The organism is Amphritea atlantica (assembly GCA_024397875.1).
Classification (GTDB): Bacteria; Pseudomonadota; Gammaproteobacteria; order Pseudomonadales; family Balneatricaceae; genus Amphritea; species Amphritea atlantica_B.
In genome coordinates this window covers 425,001-444,695 of the sequence record CP073344.1, presented here as the reverse complement: position 1 = coordinate 444,695, position 19,695 = coordinate 425,001, and the positions used below count along the sequence as shown (strand labels likewise).

General features: G+C 50.3%; 17 protein-coding genes and 2 rRNA genes (1 of these 19 cut by a window edge). 3 read left to right on the top strand and 16 right to left on the bottom strand.

Annotated elements, in window-relative coordinates; genetic code table 11:
- Positions 1 to 225: 225 nt before the first annotated feature.
- Both KDX31_01895 and bioA read left to right on the top strand, forming a co-directional pair.
- Positions 226 to 1,200, top strand: a complete 975-nt coding sequence (locus tag KDX31_01895) for an SLAC1 anion channel family protein (GenBank protein ID UTW03810.1) — start codon at positions 226 to 228, stop codon at positions 1,198 to 1,200.
- A gap of 69 nt (positions 1,201 to 1,269) precedes the next feature.
- Positions 1,270 to 2,562 (top strand): adenosylmethionine--8-amino-7-oxononanoate transaminase, encoded by a 1,293-nt coding sequence (gene bioA, locus KDX31_01890; GenBank protein UTW03809.1) that lies wholly within the window; start codon positions 1,270 to 1,272, stop codon positions 2,560 to 2,562.
- Between the two features lie 175 nt (positions 2,563 to 2,737).
- Here bioA and cysM read toward each other — a convergent pair whose 3' ends face one another.
- From cysM to rpoE, 13 genes are all read right to left on the bottom strand, one after another.
- On the bottom strand, positions 2,738 to 3,634 hold the full coding sequence (gene cysM / locus KDX31_01885) for a cysteine synthase CysM (protein ID UTW03808.1): 897 nt from the start codon (positions 3,632 to 3,634) through the stop codon (positions 2,738 to 2,740).
- Positions 3,635 to 3,799: 165 nt separating this feature from the next.
- Positions 3,800 to 4,174 (bottom strand): holo-ACP synthase, encoded by a 375-nt coding sequence (locus KDX31_01880; GenBank protein UTW03807.1) that lies wholly within the window; start codon positions 4,172 to 4,174, stop codon positions 3,800 to 3,802.
- Entirely contained in the window at positions 4,174 to 4,944 is a 771-nt protein-coding gene (pdxJ, locus tag KDX31_01875) for a pyridoxine 5'-phosphate synthase (protein UTW03806.1), read from the bottom strand. Before pdxJ ends, KDX31_01880 begins: the two co-directional genes overlap by 1 nt.
- 139 nt (positions 4,945 to 5,083) lie before the next feature.
- Positions 5,084 to 5,803: a DNA repair protein RecO gene (gene recO, locus KDX31_01870; protein ID UTW03805.1), complete on the bottom strand. Its 720-nt coding sequence runs from the start codon at positions 5,801 to 5,803 to the stop codon at positions 5,084 to 5,086.
- A 13-nt stretch (positions 5,804 to 5,816) separates the two neighbouring features.
- Entirely contained in the window at positions 5,817 to 6,752 is a 936-nt protein-coding gene (gene era, locus KDX31_01865) for a GTPase Era (protein ID UTW03804.1), read from the bottom strand.
- Positions 6,749 to 7,432, bottom strand: a complete 684-nt coding sequence (rnc, locus tag KDX31_01860) for a ribonuclease III (GenBank protein UTW05261.1) — start codon at positions 7,430 to 7,432, stop codon at positions 6,749 to 6,751. The genes era and rnc overlap by 4 nt, the downstream gene beginning before the upstream one ends.
- A complete protein-coding gene (locus KDX31_01855; GenBank protein UTW03803.1) occupies positions 7,432 to 7,803 on the bottom strand; it encodes a DUF4845 domain-containing protein in 372 nt (123 codons plus the stop codon). Before KDX31_01855 ends, rnc begins: the two co-directional genes overlap by 1 nt.
- Positions 7,804 to 7,823: 20 nt before the next feature.
- Complete coding sequence (gene lepB / locus KDX31_01850; GenBank protein UTW03802.1) at positions 7,824 to 8,633, bottom strand: signal peptidase I; 810 nt, start codon at positions 8,631 to 8,633, stop codon at positions 7,824 to 7,826.
- An 11-nt stretch (positions 8,634 to 8,644) separates the two neighbouring features.
- Entirely contained in the window at positions 8,645 to 10,444 is a 1,800-nt protein-coding gene (lepA, locus tag KDX31_01845; protein ID UTW03801.1) for a translation elongation factor 4, read from the bottom strand.
- Between the two features lie 159 nt (positions 10,445 to 10,603).
- Entirely contained in the window at positions 10,604 to 12,007 is a 1,404-nt protein-coding gene (locus tag KDX31_01840; GenBank protein ID UTW03800.1) for a DegQ family serine endoprotease, read from the bottom strand.
- A gap of 38 nt (positions 12,008 to 12,045) precedes the next feature.
- Positions 12,046 to 12,480 carry a SoxR reducing system RseC family protein gene (locus KDX31_01835; protein UTW03799.1) on the bottom strand — a complete coding sequence of 145 codons (435 nt, stop codon included), beginning with the start codon at positions 12,478 to 12,480 and terminating at the stop codon, positions 12,046 to 12,048.
- Positions 12,481 to 12,486: 6 nt separating this feature from the next.
- Positions 12,487 to 13,335, bottom strand: a complete 849-nt coding sequence (locus tag KDX31_01830; protein ID UTW03798.1) for a MucB/RseB C-terminal domain-containing protein — start codon at positions 13,333 to 13,335, stop codon at positions 12,487 to 12,489.
- 118 nt (positions 13,336 to 13,453) lie between these two features.
- Complete coding sequence (gene rpoE, locus KDX31_01825; protein ID UTW03797.1) at positions 13,454 to 14,038, bottom strand: RNA polymerase sigma factor RpoE; 585 nt, start codon at positions 14,036 to 14,038, stop codon at positions 13,454 to 13,456.
- 251 nt (positions 14,039 to 14,289) lie between these two features.
- Here rpoE and nadB point away from each other — a divergent pair, with 251 nt between their 5' ends.
- Positions 14,290 to 15,885 carry an L-aspartate oxidase gene (gene nadB / locus KDX31_01820; GenBank protein ID UTW03796.1) on the top strand — a complete coding sequence of 532 codons (1,596 nt, stop codon included), beginning with the start codon at positions 14,290 to 14,292 and terminating at the stop codon, positions 15,883 to 15,885.
- 410 nt (positions 15,886 to 16,295) lie between these two features.
- On the opposite strand, the gene KDX31_01815 is transcribed toward nadB, so the two are convergent.
- The 3 genes from KDX31_01815 to KDX31_01805 form a co-directional block, all read right to left on the bottom strand.
- Positions 16,296 to 16,556: a succinate dehydrogenase assembly factor 2 gene (locus KDX31_01815; GenBank protein UTW03795.1), complete on the bottom strand. Its 261-nt coding sequence runs from the start codon at positions 16,554 to 16,556 to the stop codon at positions 16,296 to 16,298.
- A gap of 456 nt (positions 16,557 to 17,012) precedes the next feature.
- Positions 17,013 to 17,128, bottom strand: a 5S ribosomal RNA gene (rrf, locus tag KDX31_01810).
- A 167-nt stretch (positions 17,129 to 17,295) separates the two neighbouring features.
- Positions 17,296 to 19,695: ribosomal RNA gene (locus KDX31_01805) — 23S ribosomal RNA — on the bottom strand (it continues 492 nt past the right edge of the window).

Genomic DNA, 19,695 nt, shown 5'->3' with positions numbered 1-19,695 from the left:
CAGTTAAATCATTTAGAGTTAGTTTTAAGTCTGTTCAGGTTGCCTCACAGGAGTCTGGTTCTTCAGACTTCTTAGCGCTTCCCCTTTGAAGTTGGAGCCACTATAAAATTACATTCTGAAACTAAACTGAAATCCTGAAGAAAATATAATTAGATTTTGATTAATGAATAAATTAACATATTAGATAAATCTAATATAAATTCCCGATCATCGAGATTGCATCATATGAATAATGTGTCAGAACAGATCACGGCATCAAAGCTGGAACATTTCCCTATCACTTTTTTTGCGATGAGCATGGGTATTACCGGACTGACTCTGATGTGGGAAAAAGCGAGCACTGTTTTTGGGGCGCCAGCAATCATTGGCCAGCTACTGCTCACGCTGACTACCTGCCTGTTCCTCATTCTGGTATTGGTCTATCTGCTGAAGATCATGCTGAAAACATCCGCAGTCGTAGACGAGTTTCAGCACCCGATCAAACTCAGCTTCTTTCCCGCTTTCAGCATCAGTCTGATCCTCCTGAGCGTTGCCACGCTGGACGCTTCAAAACAGCTGTCATTTATACTCTGGAGCAGTGGCAGCGCCTTACACCTGATGCTCACCGTGTATGTACTTAATCAGTGGATTCACCACCCCAAATTCCAGATCATCCACATGACACCGGCCTGGTTTATACCGGTTGTCGGTAATATTCTGGTGCCGATTGCCGGCGTTGAACACGGCTATATCGAGATCAGTTGGTTCTTTTTCTCCATCGGTATTATTTACTGGATAGTACTGAAAACACTGGTACTTAACCGGATGATGTTTCATGATCCGGTGCCTCAGAAACTGTTACCGACCCTGTTTATCCTGATCGCACCGCCCGCGGTTGGCTTTATCTCCTATATGAAACTCAACGGCGAACTGGATAACGTTGCCCGTATCCTCTTCTATGCTGCGATGTTTCTGCTGCTACTGCTGCTGAGTCAGTTGCCCCGCTTTACCCGGATCAAATTCTTTATGTCCTGGTGGGCCTACTCATTTCCGCTGGCAGCCTCTGCCATCGCGGCTCAGTTGATGTACAGCATGCAGGGACAACCATTTTTCTATTATCTGGCACTGGGACTTAGCGCGCTTGCGACACTGGTGATTGCCCTGCTGTTTAGTCGCACAGTGCTGGCTGTAATTCGCAACGAAATCTGCCTGCCGGAATAAACGGGCTGGTTTGCATTCTGCTTAAAACCGGGCTGTAATAGCCCGGTTTTTCATTAACAGGGTATAAGCATGAGCATCTCCAGCGCACAGATCAGTTTTGACCAGCAACATATCTGGCACCCGTATTCTTCGATGATCAATCCGCCGGCGGCTTACCCGGTCGTGTCTGCCGAAGGCGTCCGGCTGACGCTCGCTGATGGAACTGAACTGATCGATGGCATGGCGTCCTGGTGGTCGGTAATTCATGGTTATAACAATCCAGCGCTGAATGCCGCTGCTCATGAGCAAATCGATAAAGTATCCCATGTGATGTTTGGCGGACTGACCCATGAGCCCGCTGTAGAGCTGTGTCGGCAACTGGTGGAGATGACCGCCGAACCACTGCAGAAAGTATTTCTGGCGGACTCCGGTTCTGTTGCCGTTGAAGTCGCGCTGAAGATGGCGATTCAGTACTGGCATGCCAAAGGCAAACCCGAAAAGCACAGGCTACTGACCATCCGTAACGGTTATCACGGTGATACCTTTGGAGCGATGTCCGTGTGTGATCCGGTGACCGGTATGCATGAGATCTTCAGTGGTGTATTACCTCAGCAGTTTTTTGCCCCGGCTCCGCAGGTTAAACATGGTCAACCCTGGGATCAAAGCGACTGCGACGAACTGGAACAGTTAGTTATTGATCATCATCATGAGATCGCCGCACTGATACTTGAACCTATCGTTCAGGGTGCCGGGGGGATGCGCTTCTATCATCCTGAATACCTGAAAAAAGCGCGGCAGCTCTGTGATGATTACAATCTCCTGCTGATTGCGGATGAGATCGCTACCGGCTTTGGCCGCAGCGGCAAACTGTTTGCCTGTGATCATGCCAACATCGTCCCGGACATTCTCTGTCTGGGTAAAGCGATCACCGGGGGCTACATGACACTGGCCGCCACCCTGACCACTAGCGAAGTGGGTGAGACGATTTCTGCGGGCGGTGCAGGATGCTTTATGCATGGCCCGACCTTTATGGGCAACCCTCTGGCCTGCGCCGTCGCGAATGCCAGCCTGAAACTGTTACGGGAATCGGACTGGGAAAGCAATATTGCCCGGATCGAAGAACAGCTCAAACAGGGGCTGGCTCGCTGCGCTGAACTGGATTCAGTCACTGAGGTTCGCTGTTTGGGCGCGATCGGTGTAGTAGAGATGAAGCAACCGGTGGTCACTGCCGATATTCAACCACTGTTTGTTAAGCGGGGAATCTGGATACGTCCCTTCGGTAAGCTGGTCTACGTGATGCCGCCCTATGTGATGTCCAATGAGGATCTGCAAACCCTGACAGCGGGTATGTGTGATGTCATTCAGGAGTATTCTACGAACTAGCCAGACGCGGCGGCACGACTTGCCTGCGGTAACGGATAGAACGGGCAAGCGCCAGGCCCCTGCTCTCTGACAGGCAACGCTGATGGTGAACCTATAACCTTCAGTTAAAAAAAAGCTCCGGCATTGGCCGGAGCCTGGCAGTCAGCGGACACAGCTAAGGCCCGCCAATCCTGATTTAGCTGCTGAATACCCCGGTGGAGAGGTAACGGTCTCCCCGGTCGCAGATGATGCATACGATAATAGCATTTTCCACTTCACGGGCTAAGCGTAACGCCCCCGCGACAGCACCGCCCGACGAAACGCCACAGAAGATACCCTCCTGACGGGCCAGAGCGCGCATGGTTTGTTCGGCCTCATCCTGAGTGATATCGATCACCCGGTCGACCCGGGATGCCTCAAATATCTTTGGCAGATACTCCTCTGGCCAGCGACGAATACCGGGAATAGCCGCCCCCTCTGCCGGCTGTAAACCAACAATCTGAATAGCCGGATTTTGCTCTTTCAGATAACGGGAGGTCCCCATAATCGTTCCTGTCGTCCCCATGGAACTGACAAAATGGGTAATACGTCCATCGGTCTGTTGCCAGAGCTCCGGCCCGGTGCCACGATAGTGCGCCTCAGGGTTATCCATATTGGCAAACTGATCAAGCACAATCCCTTTACCCTCGGCTTGCATCTGCAATGCCAGATCTCGTGCGCCTTCCATCCCCTGCTCTTTGGTGACCGGGATCAGCTCTGCACCATAAGCAGTCATCGAGGTTTTACGCTCCTCACTGCTGTTATCCGGCATGATCAACTTCATTTTATAGCCTTTGATTGCCGCTGCCATTGCCAGAGCTATACCGGTATTGCCTGAGGTCGCTTCGATCAGCGTATCGCCTGGTTTTATCAGGCCACGCTGTTCGGCTAACTGAATCATACTCATCGCCGGACGATCTTTAACCGATCCAGCCGGATTATTACCCTCCAGCTTACAGAGCACAGTATTGCCACGGCCAACATCAAGCCGCTGCAGGCGTACCAGTGGCGTATTACCCACATAATCTTCAATCGTTGGAAAGTTCATACTCATAAGCCTGCATACCAGCCGCGCTTCGGTCAGAATATATATTTATAACCGAAGGGAATTAAAAAGGTTTTTTATATACCAGAAACAATAATCGAAATAGTACCGGGGGTTGCAGCAAAGCTCAATCAAAATAGATAACAGGACAGATCTGAGGGTGAAAAAGCTGTTTCAGGATTCAGCCACGGCAAAGGCAACAATATGATCGGTTTCATCACTGTAAGAGATGTGAATCTGCCTGATTCCCAACTCTACGGCTTTCTCCTGCGCCCCACCATTGAGCTGCACCAGCGGGCGCCCGGATGGGTCATAGGTGATATTAAAATGCTGCCAGCTGATCCCCCTGCCGATACCGGTTCCCAATGCTTTAACCACCGCTTCTTTTGCCGCAAAGCGCTTTGCGAGAAAATTAACCGGCTGCGATGCAAGGTGGAACTGCTCCAACTCATGCTCGGTCAGAATACGTTCAGCCAGGCGCGGAGTCCGTTCCAGCGCCTTACCGATACGACGGATATCCAGCAGGTCGGTGCCGACACCGATAATCATTAGCGAATAGCATCCCGCAGAGGTTGCACCCGCACCTGAGTTTCCATCATCAGACAACGCATCTCGGTAATCGCTTCTTTCAAACCGACAAACACCGCCCGGGCGATAATACCGTGACCGATATTCAGCTCATTAATCTCGGGAATCTCCGCGATCTGCTCAACATTGTGATAATTCAGGCCATGGCCGGCATTAACAATCAGCCCTTTGCTGAAAGCATAAGCCGCCGCGACTCTGATCCGCGTCAGCTCAGCGCTCTGCCCGGCGGCAGTTTCCGCATCCGCATAGGCTCCGGTATGCAATTCAATCACCGGTGCGCCACACTCCACTGTGGCATCGATCTGACGCTTATCCGGATCGATAAACAGAGAGACCTCGACGCCTGCTGCAGCCAGCCGATCACAGGCGGCTTTAACCTTGTCATGCTGACCAACGACATCCAGGCCTCCCTCGGTGGTCAGCTCTTCACGTTTTTCCGGCACTAAGCAGGCATGACCCGGCTTCACTTTTTCCGCAATACTGACCATCTCATCGGTCACTGCCATCTCAAAATTCATCCGCGTCTGCAGGGTTTCTGCCAGCAGGTAGATATCACGATCCTGAATATGACGACGGTCTTCACGCAGATGAACGGTGATACCATCCGCGCCGGCTTCTTCTGCCAGCGCAGCAGCCTGTACCGGATCCGGGTAACGGGTTCCCCGGGCCTGACGCAACGTAGCGATATGATCAATATTGACACCCAGTAGCAAACGGCTTGGTTCTACCACGGTTAACCTCTTCTGAATACAGGAATAAAAAATAGCAATTGATATATGCAGAGCTTACTAGAATCACACACAGAGAAATAGTCTGGCGTCAGGTTTGAGAAACGATTCATCCCTTACCCTGTATAGCTGACTGTCAGGTTTATAAATCAGGAAGAATAGACTTGGGAATATACCCCTGTAACAGCTCCCGACTTCGCAGCGGTCTGCTGCCCAGCTGGGTTTCCAGCGCCAGTCGCATCAGCCGTTTCGCCGCCCGGCGTATCTCCGGGCGATGATACTGTTCCTCAACGATCCCCAGCAACTGCTCGCCAGTGAAACAATAAGGTTTCTGGGTATCGGTTAGCTCCACGACAGGGATAAACCCCTGTGACGAATCATAGCGGTAAATCCTTTCAGGCTGGCACTGCTGCACATCAAACTGATAACCCAGTTGTTGCAACAGCTGCTGCTCAAAGGTCCTCAACGCCAGTTCAATATCCTTAGCGGCCAGAAGTTCATTCAACACATACTGATAATAGACATAGAGGCGGGGGTGAGGATCAGTCGGTTGCAGAAGGCGTTCGAGCAGTTCATTGACATACAGCCCGCAAATCAGCGCACTGCCTTTGAGAAACAATGGCGCAGAAACCGCTTCCGCCTGGGTCAGGGTCTTCAGCTCATGACGACCGCGCCAGCTGATCTGCAGAGGGGTGAACGGCTGCATCATGGCTCGCATTCTGGAACGGGGACTGCGGGCACCTTTGACAACCGCACTGACACGGCCCTGCTCCAGAGTAAAAAGATCTACCAGCAGGCTGGTTTCCCGATATGGGCGGGTATGCAGGACATAAGCAGCCTGAGCTTCAACCTGATAACTCATCGGCTGCCTTTAATCACTCAATATCGTTATATCCCAGGCTGCGCAGAGCCCGTTCATCATCGGACCAGTTACTGCGCACTTTCACCCAGAGGTTAAGCATAACCTTGGAATCAAACATTTTTTCCATATCAAGACGCGCATCCCGACCGATCCCTTTGACCTTGTCACCCTTATCGCCGATAACGATCCGCTTCTGCCCTTCACGTTCAACCAGAATCAACGCGCTGATAATCAGAATGCCCCGGTCATTGCGTTTAAACTCTTCAATCTCAACGGTAGTGCCGTAAGGTACTTCATCACCAAGATTACGCATCAGCTTCTCCCGCACCAGCTCTGCCGCCAGAAAGCGCGAGCTGCGGTCGGTGATCTGATCATCCGGGTAAAAATGCATACTTTTTGGCAAGTGCTCATTGATAACCGCTTCAAGGCGATCAACACTGGTGCCGTTCTTTGCGGATATCGGAATAATCTCCAGAAACTCCATCTTTTTGGAGAGTTCTTCCAGATGTGGCAGCAGTGATTCTTTATCGTCCAGCTGATCAATTTTGTTGATCACCAGAATGACCGGGCACTTGATCCCACCCAGCTTTTCGAAAACGATTTCATCCTCTTCAGTCCAGGCGGTCCGGTCGATAATAAAGACCACCACATCAACATCGCGTAGTGCTGAACTGGCCGCTTTGTTCATATACCGGTTGATCGCTTTATCCTGATCTTTATGCAGCCCGGGGGTATCAACATAAACGGCCTGCATATCACCTTCAGTTTTGATACCCACAATCTGGTGCCGGGTCGTCTGAGGTTTACGGGAAGTGATGCTCAGCTTCTGCCCGAGGATATTGTTCATCAGGGTCGACTTTCCCACATTCGGGCGACCGACAATAGCTACAAATCCACAGCGCTGATTTTCGCTGGGCTGGTCTAACAGATAACTCAGATCGCGACTCATGATTTAACTACCTTCAGTTTATCAAGCGCCTTTTTGGCGGCGTTCTGTTCAGCCTGACGACGACTGCTGCCACGACCGTCAGTCGGCTGATCCAGTAATGTTACCGCACAACGGATCTCAAAGGTCTGTTTATGGGCCTCACCGCTAACAGATAACAGCTCATAGTCCGGCAATGGGGCTCGACGTGACTGCAGAAACTCCTGCAACCGGGTCTTGGAATCCTTTTGTGTATCCAGCAGGGAGGTCTGTTGCAGACGGGACTGATACCAACTGAGAATATAGGGCCGACAGCACTCCATATCACTATCCAGATAGATAGCACCAATGATCGCTTCAACGCTATCCGCCAGAATAGAGTCCCTGCGATAGCCTCCGCTTTTCAGCTCACCGGAGCCCAAACGCAGATAATCACCCAGTTTCATCTCCCGCGCCAGCTCGGCCAGAGTTTCCCCTTTCACCAACTGCGCCCGCAGCCGACTCAGCTGCCCCTCCTTCGCCTCAGGAAAGCGCCGATAAAGCGCTTCTGCAATAACGAAATTAAGGATCGAATCCCCCAGAAACTCTAACCGTTCATTATTACGTTTCCCGTGGCTACGGTGAGTGAGAGCCAGTTCGATCATACTCTCATCTTTAAACTGATAACCCAGCTTCTTGGCCAGGTCGGTTGCGGGCTTAATAATCAACGGATAATCACTTCATATTTTTCGTGGAATTTAACCACAGCATCAACATTATAAAACATAGGAACTGTTACATCATATTGCAGAGTCAGGGTTTTCACGCCCTCCCTCTCTTGGATTTTAATCGCTTCCTTCGACAGGCGAACCTGATTGATTCGCAGGCGCTTGGAAATTTTGAGTCGGGTGGCCGTCGGAGAGTCCGACGCAGTCTCAGGCTCGGCAACCAGTTCCTCCATCATTGAGGTCACCAGACCGTGATCCCAGTACGCTGGAAACAACTTCATTCCGACCGAAAAAAAGATCCCCGCAACAATCAGAATGATAATCAGAGAGAAAAATGACACGCCCCGTTGTCTATACCGTATTGACATAACTTACCCCTGTTTTCCTTTTAATGGATAGTACGTACATCACTGAAATCTGGCAGGGTAAAGAAATCCTGCCAGTGCATCCAGACCGCGAATGCTTTTCCAACCAGCAACTCATCAGGTACGAACCCCCAGAAACGACTATCATTACTGTTATCGCGATTGTCGCCCATGACAAAATACTGTCCTTCAGGCACAACCCATTCAGCAGGTCTGCGAGGCGGAGAAACATCACGATAGATCTGATGACTGACCTCACCCAGTGTTTCATCAATCAGCAGCTGCCGTGGGTTCTGGGGAGGCAGTTGCTGCAGTAGCGTCTGCGCTTGGGGCTGGCCATTGACATAAACCGTTTTATCCTGATAACCAATCCGGTCACCCGGCAACCCCACCACCCGCTTGATATAATTCACACTCGGGTCCTGTGGATATTTAAACACCACCACATCGCCGCGCTGAGGTACATTCATCGGAATGACCTTTGTACCGATTACCGGCAGGCGAAAGCCATAGTGCCACTTGTTCACCAGAATAAAATCGCCGATTTTAAGGGTAGGCTTCATTGATCCGGAAGGAATCTGAAACGGTTCGACAATGAATGAGCGAAGGATCAACACAACCAGTAATACCGGAAACAGCGAGCGGCACAGGTCAACGATTCCGTTCTCCTTATTCAACTGTTCCAGTGTCGTCTCAGGCAACTCACCACCCGCCTGTTGAGCGGCTGCGATCCGGGCCTTACGCATCCCGGCCAGCGCCACCCGGTCATACACCCACCCCAGCGCAGCTAAAAAGGTCAGTACCACCAATATCAGTGCAAAATCAAAATCCATGCAAATATGTCCTAGCTATCAACTTTCAAAACGGCGAGGAAGGCATCCTGAGGAATCTCAACCCTGCCCACCTGCTTCATTCGTTTTTTACCTTCTTTCTGTTTCTGCAACAGCTTTTTCTTACGGCTTACATCGCCACCGTAACACTTGGCGATTACGTTTTTACGCAACGCCTTCACGTTAGTTCGCGAGATAATCTTTCCGCCGATAGCAGCCTGTATTGCAACATCAAACATCTGCCGGGGAATCAGCTCTTTCATCTTTTCACACAGCAGACGCCCGCGGTAAGGCGCATTATCCCTGTGTAAAATCACCGCCAGTGCATCTACTTTCTCACCGTTGATCAGAATATCCAGACGTACCAGCTGCGCAGGTTCAAAGCGTACAAAGTTATATTCCAGAGATGCATAACCCCGGCTGACCGATTTAAGCCGGTCAAAAAAGTCCAGCACCACTTCCGCCATTGGCAGCTCATAGGAGACCTGAACCTGATTACCGACAAAATTCATATTCTTCTGCACACCGCGCTTATCAACGCAGAGACCGATAACCTGTCCCAGATACTCCTGAGGCACCAGGATATTGGCTTCAACGATCGGTTCACGCATCTCTTTAATCGAGCCGGGATCCGGCAGCTTTGACGGGCTGTCAATCTGCACTACCTCGCCGTTAGTCAGTTCCAGCTCGTAAACTACCGTTGGGGCTGTGGTAACCAGATCCAGATCGTATTCCCGCTCCAGACGCTCCTGAATGATCTCCATATGCAGCATGCCAAGGAAACCACAGCGGAAACCGAAGCCCAGAGCATCAGAGGATTCAGGCTCAAAGAACAACGACGCATCATTCAGCGTCAGCTTATCCAGCGCTTCACGAAAATCTTCATAATCATCGGAACTGGTCGGGAACAGACCCGCGTAGACCTGAGGCTGAACCCGCTTAAATCCTGGCAGGGTTTCTACATCAGGCGTTTTCGCGTGGGTAATGGTATCGCCCACCGGCGCACCGTGAATATCTTTGATACCGGCAACGACATAACCGACTTCACCGGCCCGGAGTATTCCGGTTTCTGTACGCTTAGGGGTAAAAATGCCAACACCATCGACAGGCTGCACCTGGCGATTAGACTTGATCAGAATTTTATCTTTCTTACGCAGCGTGCCCTGCTTTACCCTCACCAGTGAGACGACACCCAGATAGTTATCAAACCAGGAATCAATAATCAGTGCCTGCAGGGGGGCTTCCGGGTCACCCTCCGGCGGCGGTATATATTTGACCAGAGATTCAAGTACATCATCAATACCCAGCCCACTTTTAGCACTACAGGCAACAGCATTCTCGGCATCGATGCCAATTACTTCCTCAATCTCTTTACGCACCCGTTCAGGCTCTGCCTGTGGCAGATCCATTTTATTAAGAACGGGTAATACTTCCAAGCCCTGCTCCAGCGCGGTATAACAGTTTGCAACCGATTGAGCCTCGACCCCCTGAGCCGCATCGACAACCAGTAAAGCACCTTCACAGGCCGCCAGTGAACGGGACACCTCGTAGCTAAAATCTACATGTCCAGGCGTATCGATGAAGTTGAGCTGATAAACTTTGCCATCTTTAGCGGTGTAGTTCAGAGTAACACTCTGTGCTTTGATCGTGATTCCGCGTTCACGCTCCAGGTCCATAGAGTCAAGAACCTGTTTTTCCATCTCACGCTCAGACAGTCCTCCGCAGGTCTGAATAAAGCGATCAGCCAGGGTCGACTTACCATGGTCAATATGGGCAATAATCGAAAAGTTACGAATGTGTTCGAGCTTACTCACTACGGAATCACCAGCTAATAAATTTAACCATGCAACCCCATTGTTAGGGCGCAATTCTAAAGCGGGCAAGTGTACCGTATTTCAACTGTAACGACCATCAAAGAGCAACAGATCTGGAAATAAACAGAGGGGCCAAAGGCCCCTCTGAATCACAGCGGTCTATTTGAGTTTAAGGGGAATAAACATCGGACTGCCACGACGCACGATTCTCATCGGCACTGCCTTATTCTCCGGCAACCCGTCAACAACACTGGCAAATGTTTCAACTGAATCAATCTCTTTACCGTTAAGCATGGTAATAACATCACCCACCATCAAACCAGAATCCGCGCCGGCACCACTCTCTACCTGACGAACCACAACCCCCTCAGTCACACTGAGGCGCTCACGCAGTTGATCATCCAGTGCACTGATCTGAATATTCAGGCGGTTGGCTGATGCTTTGTCTTCCTGCCGAGCAGATGCTTTCAGCTCGTCGCCCGGTGCTGGTAATAAACCGATAGTCACCGTAATCGATTGCTTCTTACCATCACGGACAACTCCAACCTTAGCATCGGTGTCTGGAGGAATACGTCCAACCTGGTGCGGCAGATCGCCTGAACGATCAATCATGTTACCGTTAAAACTGTAGATAATATCGCCTTCACGAATACCCGCCGCTTCTGCCGGGCTGTCTGGCAGGACTTTTGCGACCAGCGCACCTCCCGGCTTATCCAGGCCAAAAGATTCAGCCAGATCGCGGCTGACTTCCTGAATAATAACGCCCAGCCAGCCCCGGCTGACTTTACCTTTATCTTTCAATTGACCGACGACTTCCATCGCAACATTCATAGGGATCGCAAACGATAATCCCATAAAGCCACCTGAACGGGTATAAATCTGAGAATTGATACCGATCACCTCTCCTCTCATATTGAACAGCGGGCCACCCGAATTACCCGGATTGATAGCAACATCAGTCTGGATAAACGGCACATAGGTCTCATTTGCCAGACTTCTGTCAGTTGCGCTGATAATACCGGCTGTTACAGAGTGATCAAAGCCGAATGGCGAACCGATAGCAAGCACCCACTCACCTACTTCAGACTTAGTGGAGTCGCCAATTTTAACCACAGGAAGATCCGTAGCATCAATTTTCAGCAATGCGACATCTGAGCGTTTATCAGATCCGATTATCTTCGCTTCAAGCTCACGCCGGTCACTCAGACGGACGATGACTTTATCCGCATCAGCCACAACATGGTGATTAGTCAGAATGAAACCATCCTCTGAAATAATAAAACCAGACCCCAGCGATTGCGGCGCTTTACGACGCGGTGGATTGCCATATCCCTCTGGGAGGCGGAAAAAATGGCGGAAGATTTCCGGGATTTCCTGACCATCCGGCAGCTGCATATCCGGCACACCCTGGACTTGAGTCGAGATTTGCTGGACAGTACTAATATTAACAACGGCAGGAGATGCCTGCTTAACCAGATCCTTAAACTCTGGCAGTGCAGCATGCACACTGCTCACGCACAACCAGAAAAGAACCAGACTAAAAGTCGCTCTGACTAGTTTCATATCGCTTGTCCTGTATATCAGTTATTTCTACATGTAAATCAGATTCTGCGAAGCAGCACCGGCCGGTAACTGCAGCTCTGACTTATTCGGCCAGAGATAAATCGGGTGAGCAAAAATCCGCCTGTCAGACCTGACACCGCACTTAATATCACTTTAGGTTCAGAGAGGCCGTACCCCTGTGCCACCACAGCCGTAATGAACATCACCAACAGGGGTAGCAGATAAACTAAAAATGATGCGGTCAGAAATGATCGCTCGCCAACACCTAAGGTCACCTCATCGTTTACCCTGACTTCAAGGTGCTGAGGGTTATCAACCTGAATCTCCATCCGCTTACCATCACCTATTTTGGCTAACAAGCGCTGCCCGCACCCCTTTTGAGCACTACAACTGGAGCAGGCACTTTGCTTAATCGTCTCGACCCAGACCAATCCAGATTCGAGACGTACGACACGGCCATTTTCTTCAAGCATGACTAATTACTGTATCTGTTCAACGGAGTTAACCACACGGTCGGCAACCATCAGAGGAACATCGCCCACGACGGTGACAAAAAACTGATCTACTTTCTTACCAATCGCGACCATATTGCCCATCTGTGTGGCACCTTCGGGAACAGCAGCATTGCCAGTTCGCTCAATACTCAGGGTAAAAGAGTTAACGCCGTTGCTGAATACCGTCAGCTCAGCTCCCGGAGCCATGGCATTCTTGACCGGAGTATAACCCTCGGGTATCCAGCCTGGCGAAGAGCTCACAAGTGTCCCCTGGCGCAATACATTGTGCTGTCGGATATAACTGTTCAACCCGGAATTTAAACGAATAATATTCTCATCACTGTTACTACTCTGATGCGCTATGCGCGGCGCACCAAACTGTGCCCTCATCAAATCACGGGAGGGTGCAAAACCAGGCTGAACGACCGTTGAACTGGGTTGTGGAGCCTGGGCCAAACCGGTATCGACCGGTTGAGCTGAATTAATACCAAAATTCTGCCCCCCCAGGATAACTACAGCCGTAACAGAAGCGGCAACGGCCATACTGATCAGCGGTTTAAAGAAGCTCTTACCCGAAATCCCGTCGTTCGCAGGGGCATCGACCGGCTTCATCTTTAATGCGGGTTCTGCATCAATCGCATCCATCACCGCGGCACTGATATCGCCGGAACCTAACTGCTCATTTTTCAGCAGTGAGCGGGCCAGATGATAGCGCTGCCACTGACCAGACAACTCATTATTATCAGCACTCTGCTTTAACAGGCTGCGTAACTCAAAGTCACCAACTTCATTGTCCATCAATGCAGAAAGAGCTTCTTTGGGTTGTTCGCTCATTGGCCAACTCCTAACGGATTAAGTATCTGTTTAACAGTCTGTGATGAAGTCATTCCACCAACAATTCAGGTTAAACAATTCAATTCAACAGCCTGATACAACTATCCAAACCATCGATTTAATTCAATAAAGGGGCGATCTCCTTGTCGATCGCCTCCCGGGCCCGGAAGATTCTTGAACGCACTGTACCAACCGGACAATCCATAATCTGAGCAATATCTTCATAACTCAGCCCGTCAAACTCTCGCAGAGACAGGGCTGCTCTGAGATCCTGAGGAAGCTTATCCATCGCTTCCCTGACCACTCTGGCCAGTTCATCCCGATATAAGCTATTTTCCGGGGTCTCAATATCTTTTAATCCGCTATCACCTTCAAGGTGATGGGCATCATCAACATCGACATCCATATCCGGAGGCCTGCGCCCCTTGGCTACCAGATGATTTTTAGCGGTATTAATCGCAATCCGGTACAGCCAGGTATAGAAAGCACTGTCGCCACGAAATTTGGGCAGTGCCCGGTAGGCTTTTATAAATGCTTCCTGAGACACATCCATCGCTTCATGATGGTCGTACACATACCTGCCGATCAGGCCAATAATTTTATGCTGGTATTTTTTAACCAACAGATCAAAGGCGGTTTTATCACCTTCCTGAACACGCCTGACCAGCTTATGATCTATCGATGCTTGGCTTTCGCTGGACATTCGATTCCTTATTGTATGAACAGTTCCAAACTAATGTAGCTGCTTACAGCCTAAAGGAAGTATGAATGCCACCCCCTGTTTTATGCAACCCTTTACCAGAGCTGAACTTTAGTTATATCGTAAGAGCCCTATGCTGTAACTAAGTTCCATTATGTTAAAAAAATATTTAATATTTTCTCCTTCATACTGGCTCCCAGCACCTGTTCAGGCAATAATTAGTTACTTTGTTGATAGCACTAGAGAGCCCCCTGATGAGTAATGAGTTTCAGTACGATGTCTTGATTATTGGCAGTGGTGCCTCCGGACTCGGGCTCGCCCTGCAGCTCCCAGACTCATGCAGAATTGCGGTACTCAGTAAAGCCAGTCTAACCAGCGGCTCGACTTATCAGGCCCAGGGAGGTGTGGCAGCCGTTCTTGATGATGCTGACAGCACCCAGGCACATATTCAGGACACAATCACAGCCGGAGGAAACCTCAGCCGCAGAGACGCTGTTACCTTTACCGTAGAACATGGAAAAGAGAGTATCGACTGGCTTATCCGGCAAGGTGTTCCCTTTACCCGTGAAGGCAATGAATACCATCTAACCAAAGAGGGCGGGCATAGCCATCGCCGCATCATTCACTCTGCCGACGCAACGGGACAGGCAATACAACAGACACTGATTGAACGAGCCCGTGCCTGCAGCAACATTGACCTGTTTGAAGATCGTATTGCGGTTGACCTCATTACCCGCCATAAGCTTAATCTGCCTGACAATCGCTGCATCGGAGCTTACGTCCTCAACCACAATACCGGACATGTAGACGCGTTTAAGGCTGGCTCAACGGTTTTGGCGACCGGAGGGGTTAGCAAAGCCTACCTCTACACCAGTAACCCCGACGGGGCATCAGGGGACGGCATTGCGATGGCCTGGCGGGCGGGTTGCAGGGTGGGCAACCTTGAGTTTAATCAGTTTCATCCGACATGCCTCTACCATCCACAGGCAAAATCATTCCTGATCTCTGAGGCGGTGCGTGGCGAAGGCGGTAAACTGCGATTACCGGATGGTAGCCGGTTTATGGATAAATTTGATCAGCGCGGTGAACTGGCCCCCCGGGATATTGTTGCCAGAGCAATCGACCACGAAATGAAACGGCTTGGCTGTGACTGCGTTTTTCTGGACATCTCCCACAAGCCTGCAGAGTTTATTAAACAGCATTTTCCAACAATTTATGAACGCTGCCTTAAATATGGAATTGATATCACCCGAGAAGCTATTCCGGTGGTTCCTGCAGCCCACTATACCTGTGGCGGCATCATGACCAATCAGCATGGCATGACTGATGTCGATGGACTATACGCTATCGGCGAGACTTCATTTACCGGTCTGCATGGCGCCAACCGGTTAGCCAGCAACTCACTGCTTGAATGTATCGTTTACGCATCATCTGCCGCCCGACATATTATAAGTCACAATCACCCGCTGGGAGAGTTACCTGAGATTCCGGCCTGGGATGAAAGCCAGGTCACGAACTCTGATGAAGACGTTATTATCGCCCACAACTGGGATGAGTTACGCCGCTTTATGTGGGATTACGTCGGTATTGTAAGAACAAATAAACGCCTGCAACGCGCAAAGCACCGGGTTGACCTGCTACAACAGGAAATCAGTGAGTATTACAGTAACTATAAGGTCAGCCGGGACCTGCTGGAACTGCGAAACCTGGCGGTTGTTTCGGATCTGATTATACGCTCAGCAATGCAGCGCCAGGAGAGTCGAGGCCTGCACTACACCCTGGATTATCCGGAAAGCGGCGCGGAAGCGAGAGACACCATCCTCACGCCGGTCAACTATGACTGGCGCTGACCGGTGGCGGCGCAAACCGCAATAACACCCGCAGTTTCCTGAAGTGATCTACAGAAACACTATCTCTCCAGATGAGCAGAGAAACTGAACGGCGCCGCCCGCGCAGTTTCAGTTTAAGCCCCAATAACAGAGGAAAACTAAGCCTCTGCTCTATAGCCTCAACTTCCATCCAGTCACCACCCCCCAGACAGACAACCACAGCTTTGCGCTCGGCAAGCCAGCGCAAGCCTGTGACAGAGTCCGGATCAGTCAGAGTAACAGCACGGGGCCAGCTAAAGATAAGATAACTGCAACACGCCAGATAAAGAATTAACTGAAAAATAAAACTTAAGCCGGAGAGCCAGACTGAAAAAAACGATAACGCAGTAAGCAGCAGAAACAGATACCGCGCTATAACAGAGGGTTGAATCTCAATTTGCAGAGGGCTGAACACGATCCAGAATAATCCGCACAATACGTTGAAGATCGGGATCGTCAGACTCTCCCCGCTCCATCAACCAAACAAAAAGTTCAGTATCCTCACAAGCAAGCAGCTTTACAAAACGATCCTGGTCTTCCGGTTCAAGATCCTGAAATGCCTCCTCAACAAAAGGAACAAACAACACATCCAGTTCCAGCATACCTCTTCGGCTTTGCCAGCGTAAACGACGAATATCTTCTTCGGTGTACATTATCTACCTGCTTATTAATGAAAGAATCAGTTATCGCGGCCATCGCGCCAAGCCTGAAAAATGAAGTACGCAATATATAAAACAATTGCCCCTCCTAGCAAGCCAAACAACACAGCAATCAGATGACACAGCGACTCGGGCGAACAACCCAAGCCAGTCTTTAACATAACACACCCTGAAGCGATGATTGATGACAGACATCAGTATAGTCACCAGATCACAGCTTGGGATAAGAACGCTCTGTAAGCGCCCCACTAAATAAAACAGCCTCACCACCGAGTACACACAGAGCAACTAGGTTCCACAGATTTGTAGGAGCTGCATCCTGCAGCGAAGGCGCTTTTCTAGCAAGCGACGCAGTCGCGTCTAGCCACGTCTTTTTAAAACTTCATAGCCGCGCCTTAAACGAAAAAAGCCCCGATCATTCGCATGATCGGGGCTGTTTCGTAATTAGGTGCTTGGCGATGACCTACTCTCGCATGGAGAAGCTCCACACTACCATCGGCGCTAAGACGTTTCACTTCCGAGTTCGGTAAGGGATCGGGTGGTTCCATCTCGCTATTGTCGCCAAGCAAAACTGGTTGCTCTAACGATTTGAACTAAAGCGTTTGCTTATCTGTTCAAAGCGTCATTCGAATCCTGTAATCGGAGAGTCATGTACAAACTCTAATCCGTGGCTGTTTTATTCAGCCTGCGATGTATCTTAATTTATCAGCTAACCAAACGCTTTTGGCGTTATATGGTCAAGCCTCACGAGCAATTAGTACTGGTTAGCTCAACGCCTCACAACGCTTACACACCCAGCCTATCAACGTCCTGGTCTTGAACGGCTCTTCAGGGGGCTCAAGGCCCCAGTGAGATCTCATCTTGAAGGGGGCTTCCCGCTTAGATGCTTTCAGCGGTTATCCTGTCCGAACATAGCTACCGGGCAATGCCATTGGCATGACAACCCGAACACCAGAGGTTCGTTCACTCCGGTCCTCTCGTACTAGGAGCAACTCTTCTCAAATCTCAAACGTCCACGGCAGATAGGGACCGAACTGTCTCACGACGTTCTAAACCCAGCTCGCGTACCACTTTAAATGGCGAACAGCCATACCCTTGGGACCGGCTTCAGCCCCAGGATGTGATGAGCCGACATCGAGGTGCCAAACACCGCCGTCGATGTGAACTCTTGGGCGGTATCAGCCTGTTATCCCCGGAGTACCTTTTATCCGTTGAGCGATGGCCCTTCCATACAGAACCACCGGATCACTAAGACCTACTTTCGTACCTGCTCGACGTGTCTGTCTCGCAGTCAAGCGCGCTTATGCCTTTATACTCGATGCATGATTTCCGACCATGCTGAGCGCACCTTCGTACTCCTCCGTTACTCTTTGGGAGGAGACCGCCCCAGTCAAACTACCCACCACACAATGTCCTCGATCCCGATAAGGGACCTGAGTTAGAACCTCAATAGTACCAGGCTGGTATTTCAAGATTGGCTCCATCTGAACTGGCGTCCAGATTTCAAAGCCTCCCAGCTATCCTACACAAGTAATATCAAAGTCCACTGCGAAGCTATAGTAAAGGTTCACGGGGTCTTTCCGTCTAGCCGCGGATATACGGCATCTTAACCGCAATTTCAATTTCACTGAGTCTCGGGTGGAGACAGTGTGGCCATCGTTACGCCATTCGTGCAGGTCGGAACTTACCCGACAAGGAATTTCGCTACCTTAGGACCGTTATAGTTACGGCCGCCGTTTACTTGGGCTTCGATCAAGAGCTTCGCCGAAGCTAACCCCATCAATTAACCTTCAAGCACCGGGCAGGCGTCACACCCTATACGTCCACTTTCGTGTTTGCAGAGTGCTGTGTTTTTAATAAACAGTCGCAGCCACCTAGTATCTTCGACCAGCGCCAGCTTAGGGAGCAAGTCCCATCACCAGCACCGGCGTACCTTCTCCCGAAGTTACGGTACCATTTTGCCTAGTTCCTTCACCCGAGTTCTCTCAAGCGCCTTGGTATTCTCTACCTGACCACCTGTGTCGGTTTGGGGTACGATTTCTTGTTATCTGAAGCTTAGAAGTTTTTCCTGGAAGCATAGCATCAACCACTTCACCCAAAAGAGGGCTCGTCATCAATTCTCAGTCTAGAAGGACCCGGATTTTCCTAAGTCCTAAACCTACAACCTTAAACACGGACAACCAACGCCGTGCTGGCCTAGCTTTCTCCGTCACTCCATCGCAATAACAAGAAGTACAGGAATATTAACCTGTTTCCCATCGACTACGCTCTTCAGCCTCGCCTTAGGGGTCGACTCACCCTACCCTGATTAGCATTGGATAGGAACCCTTGGTCTTCCGGCGGGGAAGTTTTTCACTCCCCTTATCGTTACTCATGTCAGCATTCGCACTTCTGATACCTCCAGGATGCCTTACAGCTTTCCCTTCAACGGCTTACAGAACGCTCCTCTACCACGCTGTAAACAGCGTCCGTAGCTTCGGTGTATGGTTTGAGCCCCGTTATATCTTCCGCGCAGGCCGACTCGACTAGTGAGCTATTACGCTTTCTTTAAAGGGTGGCTGCTTCTAAGCCAACCTCCTAGCTGTCTAAGCCTTCCCACATCGTTTCCCACTTAACCATAACTTTGGGACCTTAGCTGACGGTCTGGGTTGTTTCCCTTTTCACGACGGACGTTAGCACCCGCCGTGTGTCTCCCGTGATTGCACTCATTGGTATTCGGAGTTTGCATCGGGTTGGTAAGTCGGGATGACCCCCTAGCCGAAACAGTGCTCTACCCCCAATGGTGAGACACGAGGCGCTACCTAAATAGCTTTCGAGGAGAACCAGCTATCTCCGAGCTTGATTAGCCTTTCACTCCGATCCACAGGTCATCCGCTAACTTTTCAACGGTAGTCGGTTCGGTCCTCCAGTTGATGTTACTCAACCTTCAACCTGCCCATGGATAGATCGCTCGGTTTCGGGTCTAATCCTAGCAACTGCACGCCCTATTAAGACTCGGTTTCCCTACGGCTCCCCTATACGGTTAACCTTGCTACTAAAATTAAGTCGCTGACCCATTATACAAAAGGTACGCAGTCACGGTCTCAAGGACCGCTCCCACTGCTTGTACGTACACGGTTTCAGGTTCTATTTC

Bases quoted from the DNA above. Each gene is read 5' to 3' on its own strand.
- bioA (UTW03809.1), top strand. From the start codon at position 1,270: ATGAGCATCTCCAGCGCACAGATCAGTTTTGACCAGCAACATATCTGG.
- cysM (UTW03808.1), bottom strand. From the start codon at position 3,634: ATGAGTATGAACTTTCCAACGATTGAAGATTATGTGGGTAATACGCCA.
- KDX31_01835 (UTW03799.1), bottom strand. From the start codon at position 12,480: ATGCTTGAAGAAAATGGCCGTGTCGTACGTCTCGAATCTGGATTGGTC.
- recO (UTW03805.1), bottom strand. From the start codon at position 5,803: ATGAGTTATCAGGTTGAAGCTCAGGCTGCTTATGTCCTGCATACCCGC.
- KDX31_01880 (UTW03807.1), bottom strand. From the start codon at position 4,174: ATGATTATCGGTGTCGGCACCGACCTGCTGGATATCCGTCGTATCGGT.
- KDX31_01840 (UTW03800.1), bottom strand. From the start codon at position 12,007: ATGAAACTAGTCAGAGCGACTTTTAGTCTGGTTCTTTTCTGGTTGTGC.
- nadB (UTW03796.1), top strand. From the start codon at position 14,290: ATGAGTAATGAGTTTCAGTACGATGTCTTGATTATTGGCAGTGGTGCC.
- KDX31_01855 (UTW03803.1), bottom strand. From the start codon at position 7,803: ATGTCAATACGGTATAGACAACGGGGCGTGTCATTTTTCTCTCTGATT.
- KDX31_01895 (UTW03810.1), top strand. From the start codon at position 226: ATGAATAATGTGTCAGAACAGATCACGGCATCAAAGCTGGAACATTTC.
- era (UTW03804.1), bottom strand. From the start codon at position 6,752: ATGAGTCGCGATCTGAGTTATCTGTTAGACCAGCCCAGCGAAAATCAG.
- rpoE (UTW03797.1), bottom strand. From the start codon at position 14,038: ATGTCCAGCGAAAGCCAAGCATCGATAGATCATAAGCTGGTCAGGCGT.
- lepB (UTW03802.1), bottom strand. From the start codon at position 8,633: ATGGATTTTGATTTTGCACTGATATTGGTGGTACTGACCTTTTTAGCT.
- KDX31_01815 (UTW03795.1), bottom strand. From the start codon at position 16,556: ATGTACACCGAAGAAGATATTCGTCGTTTACGCTGGCAAAGCCGAAGA.
- KDX31_01830 (UTW03798.1), bottom strand. From the start codon at position 13,335: ATGAGCGAACAACCCAAAGAAGCTCTTTCTGCATTGATGGACAATGAA.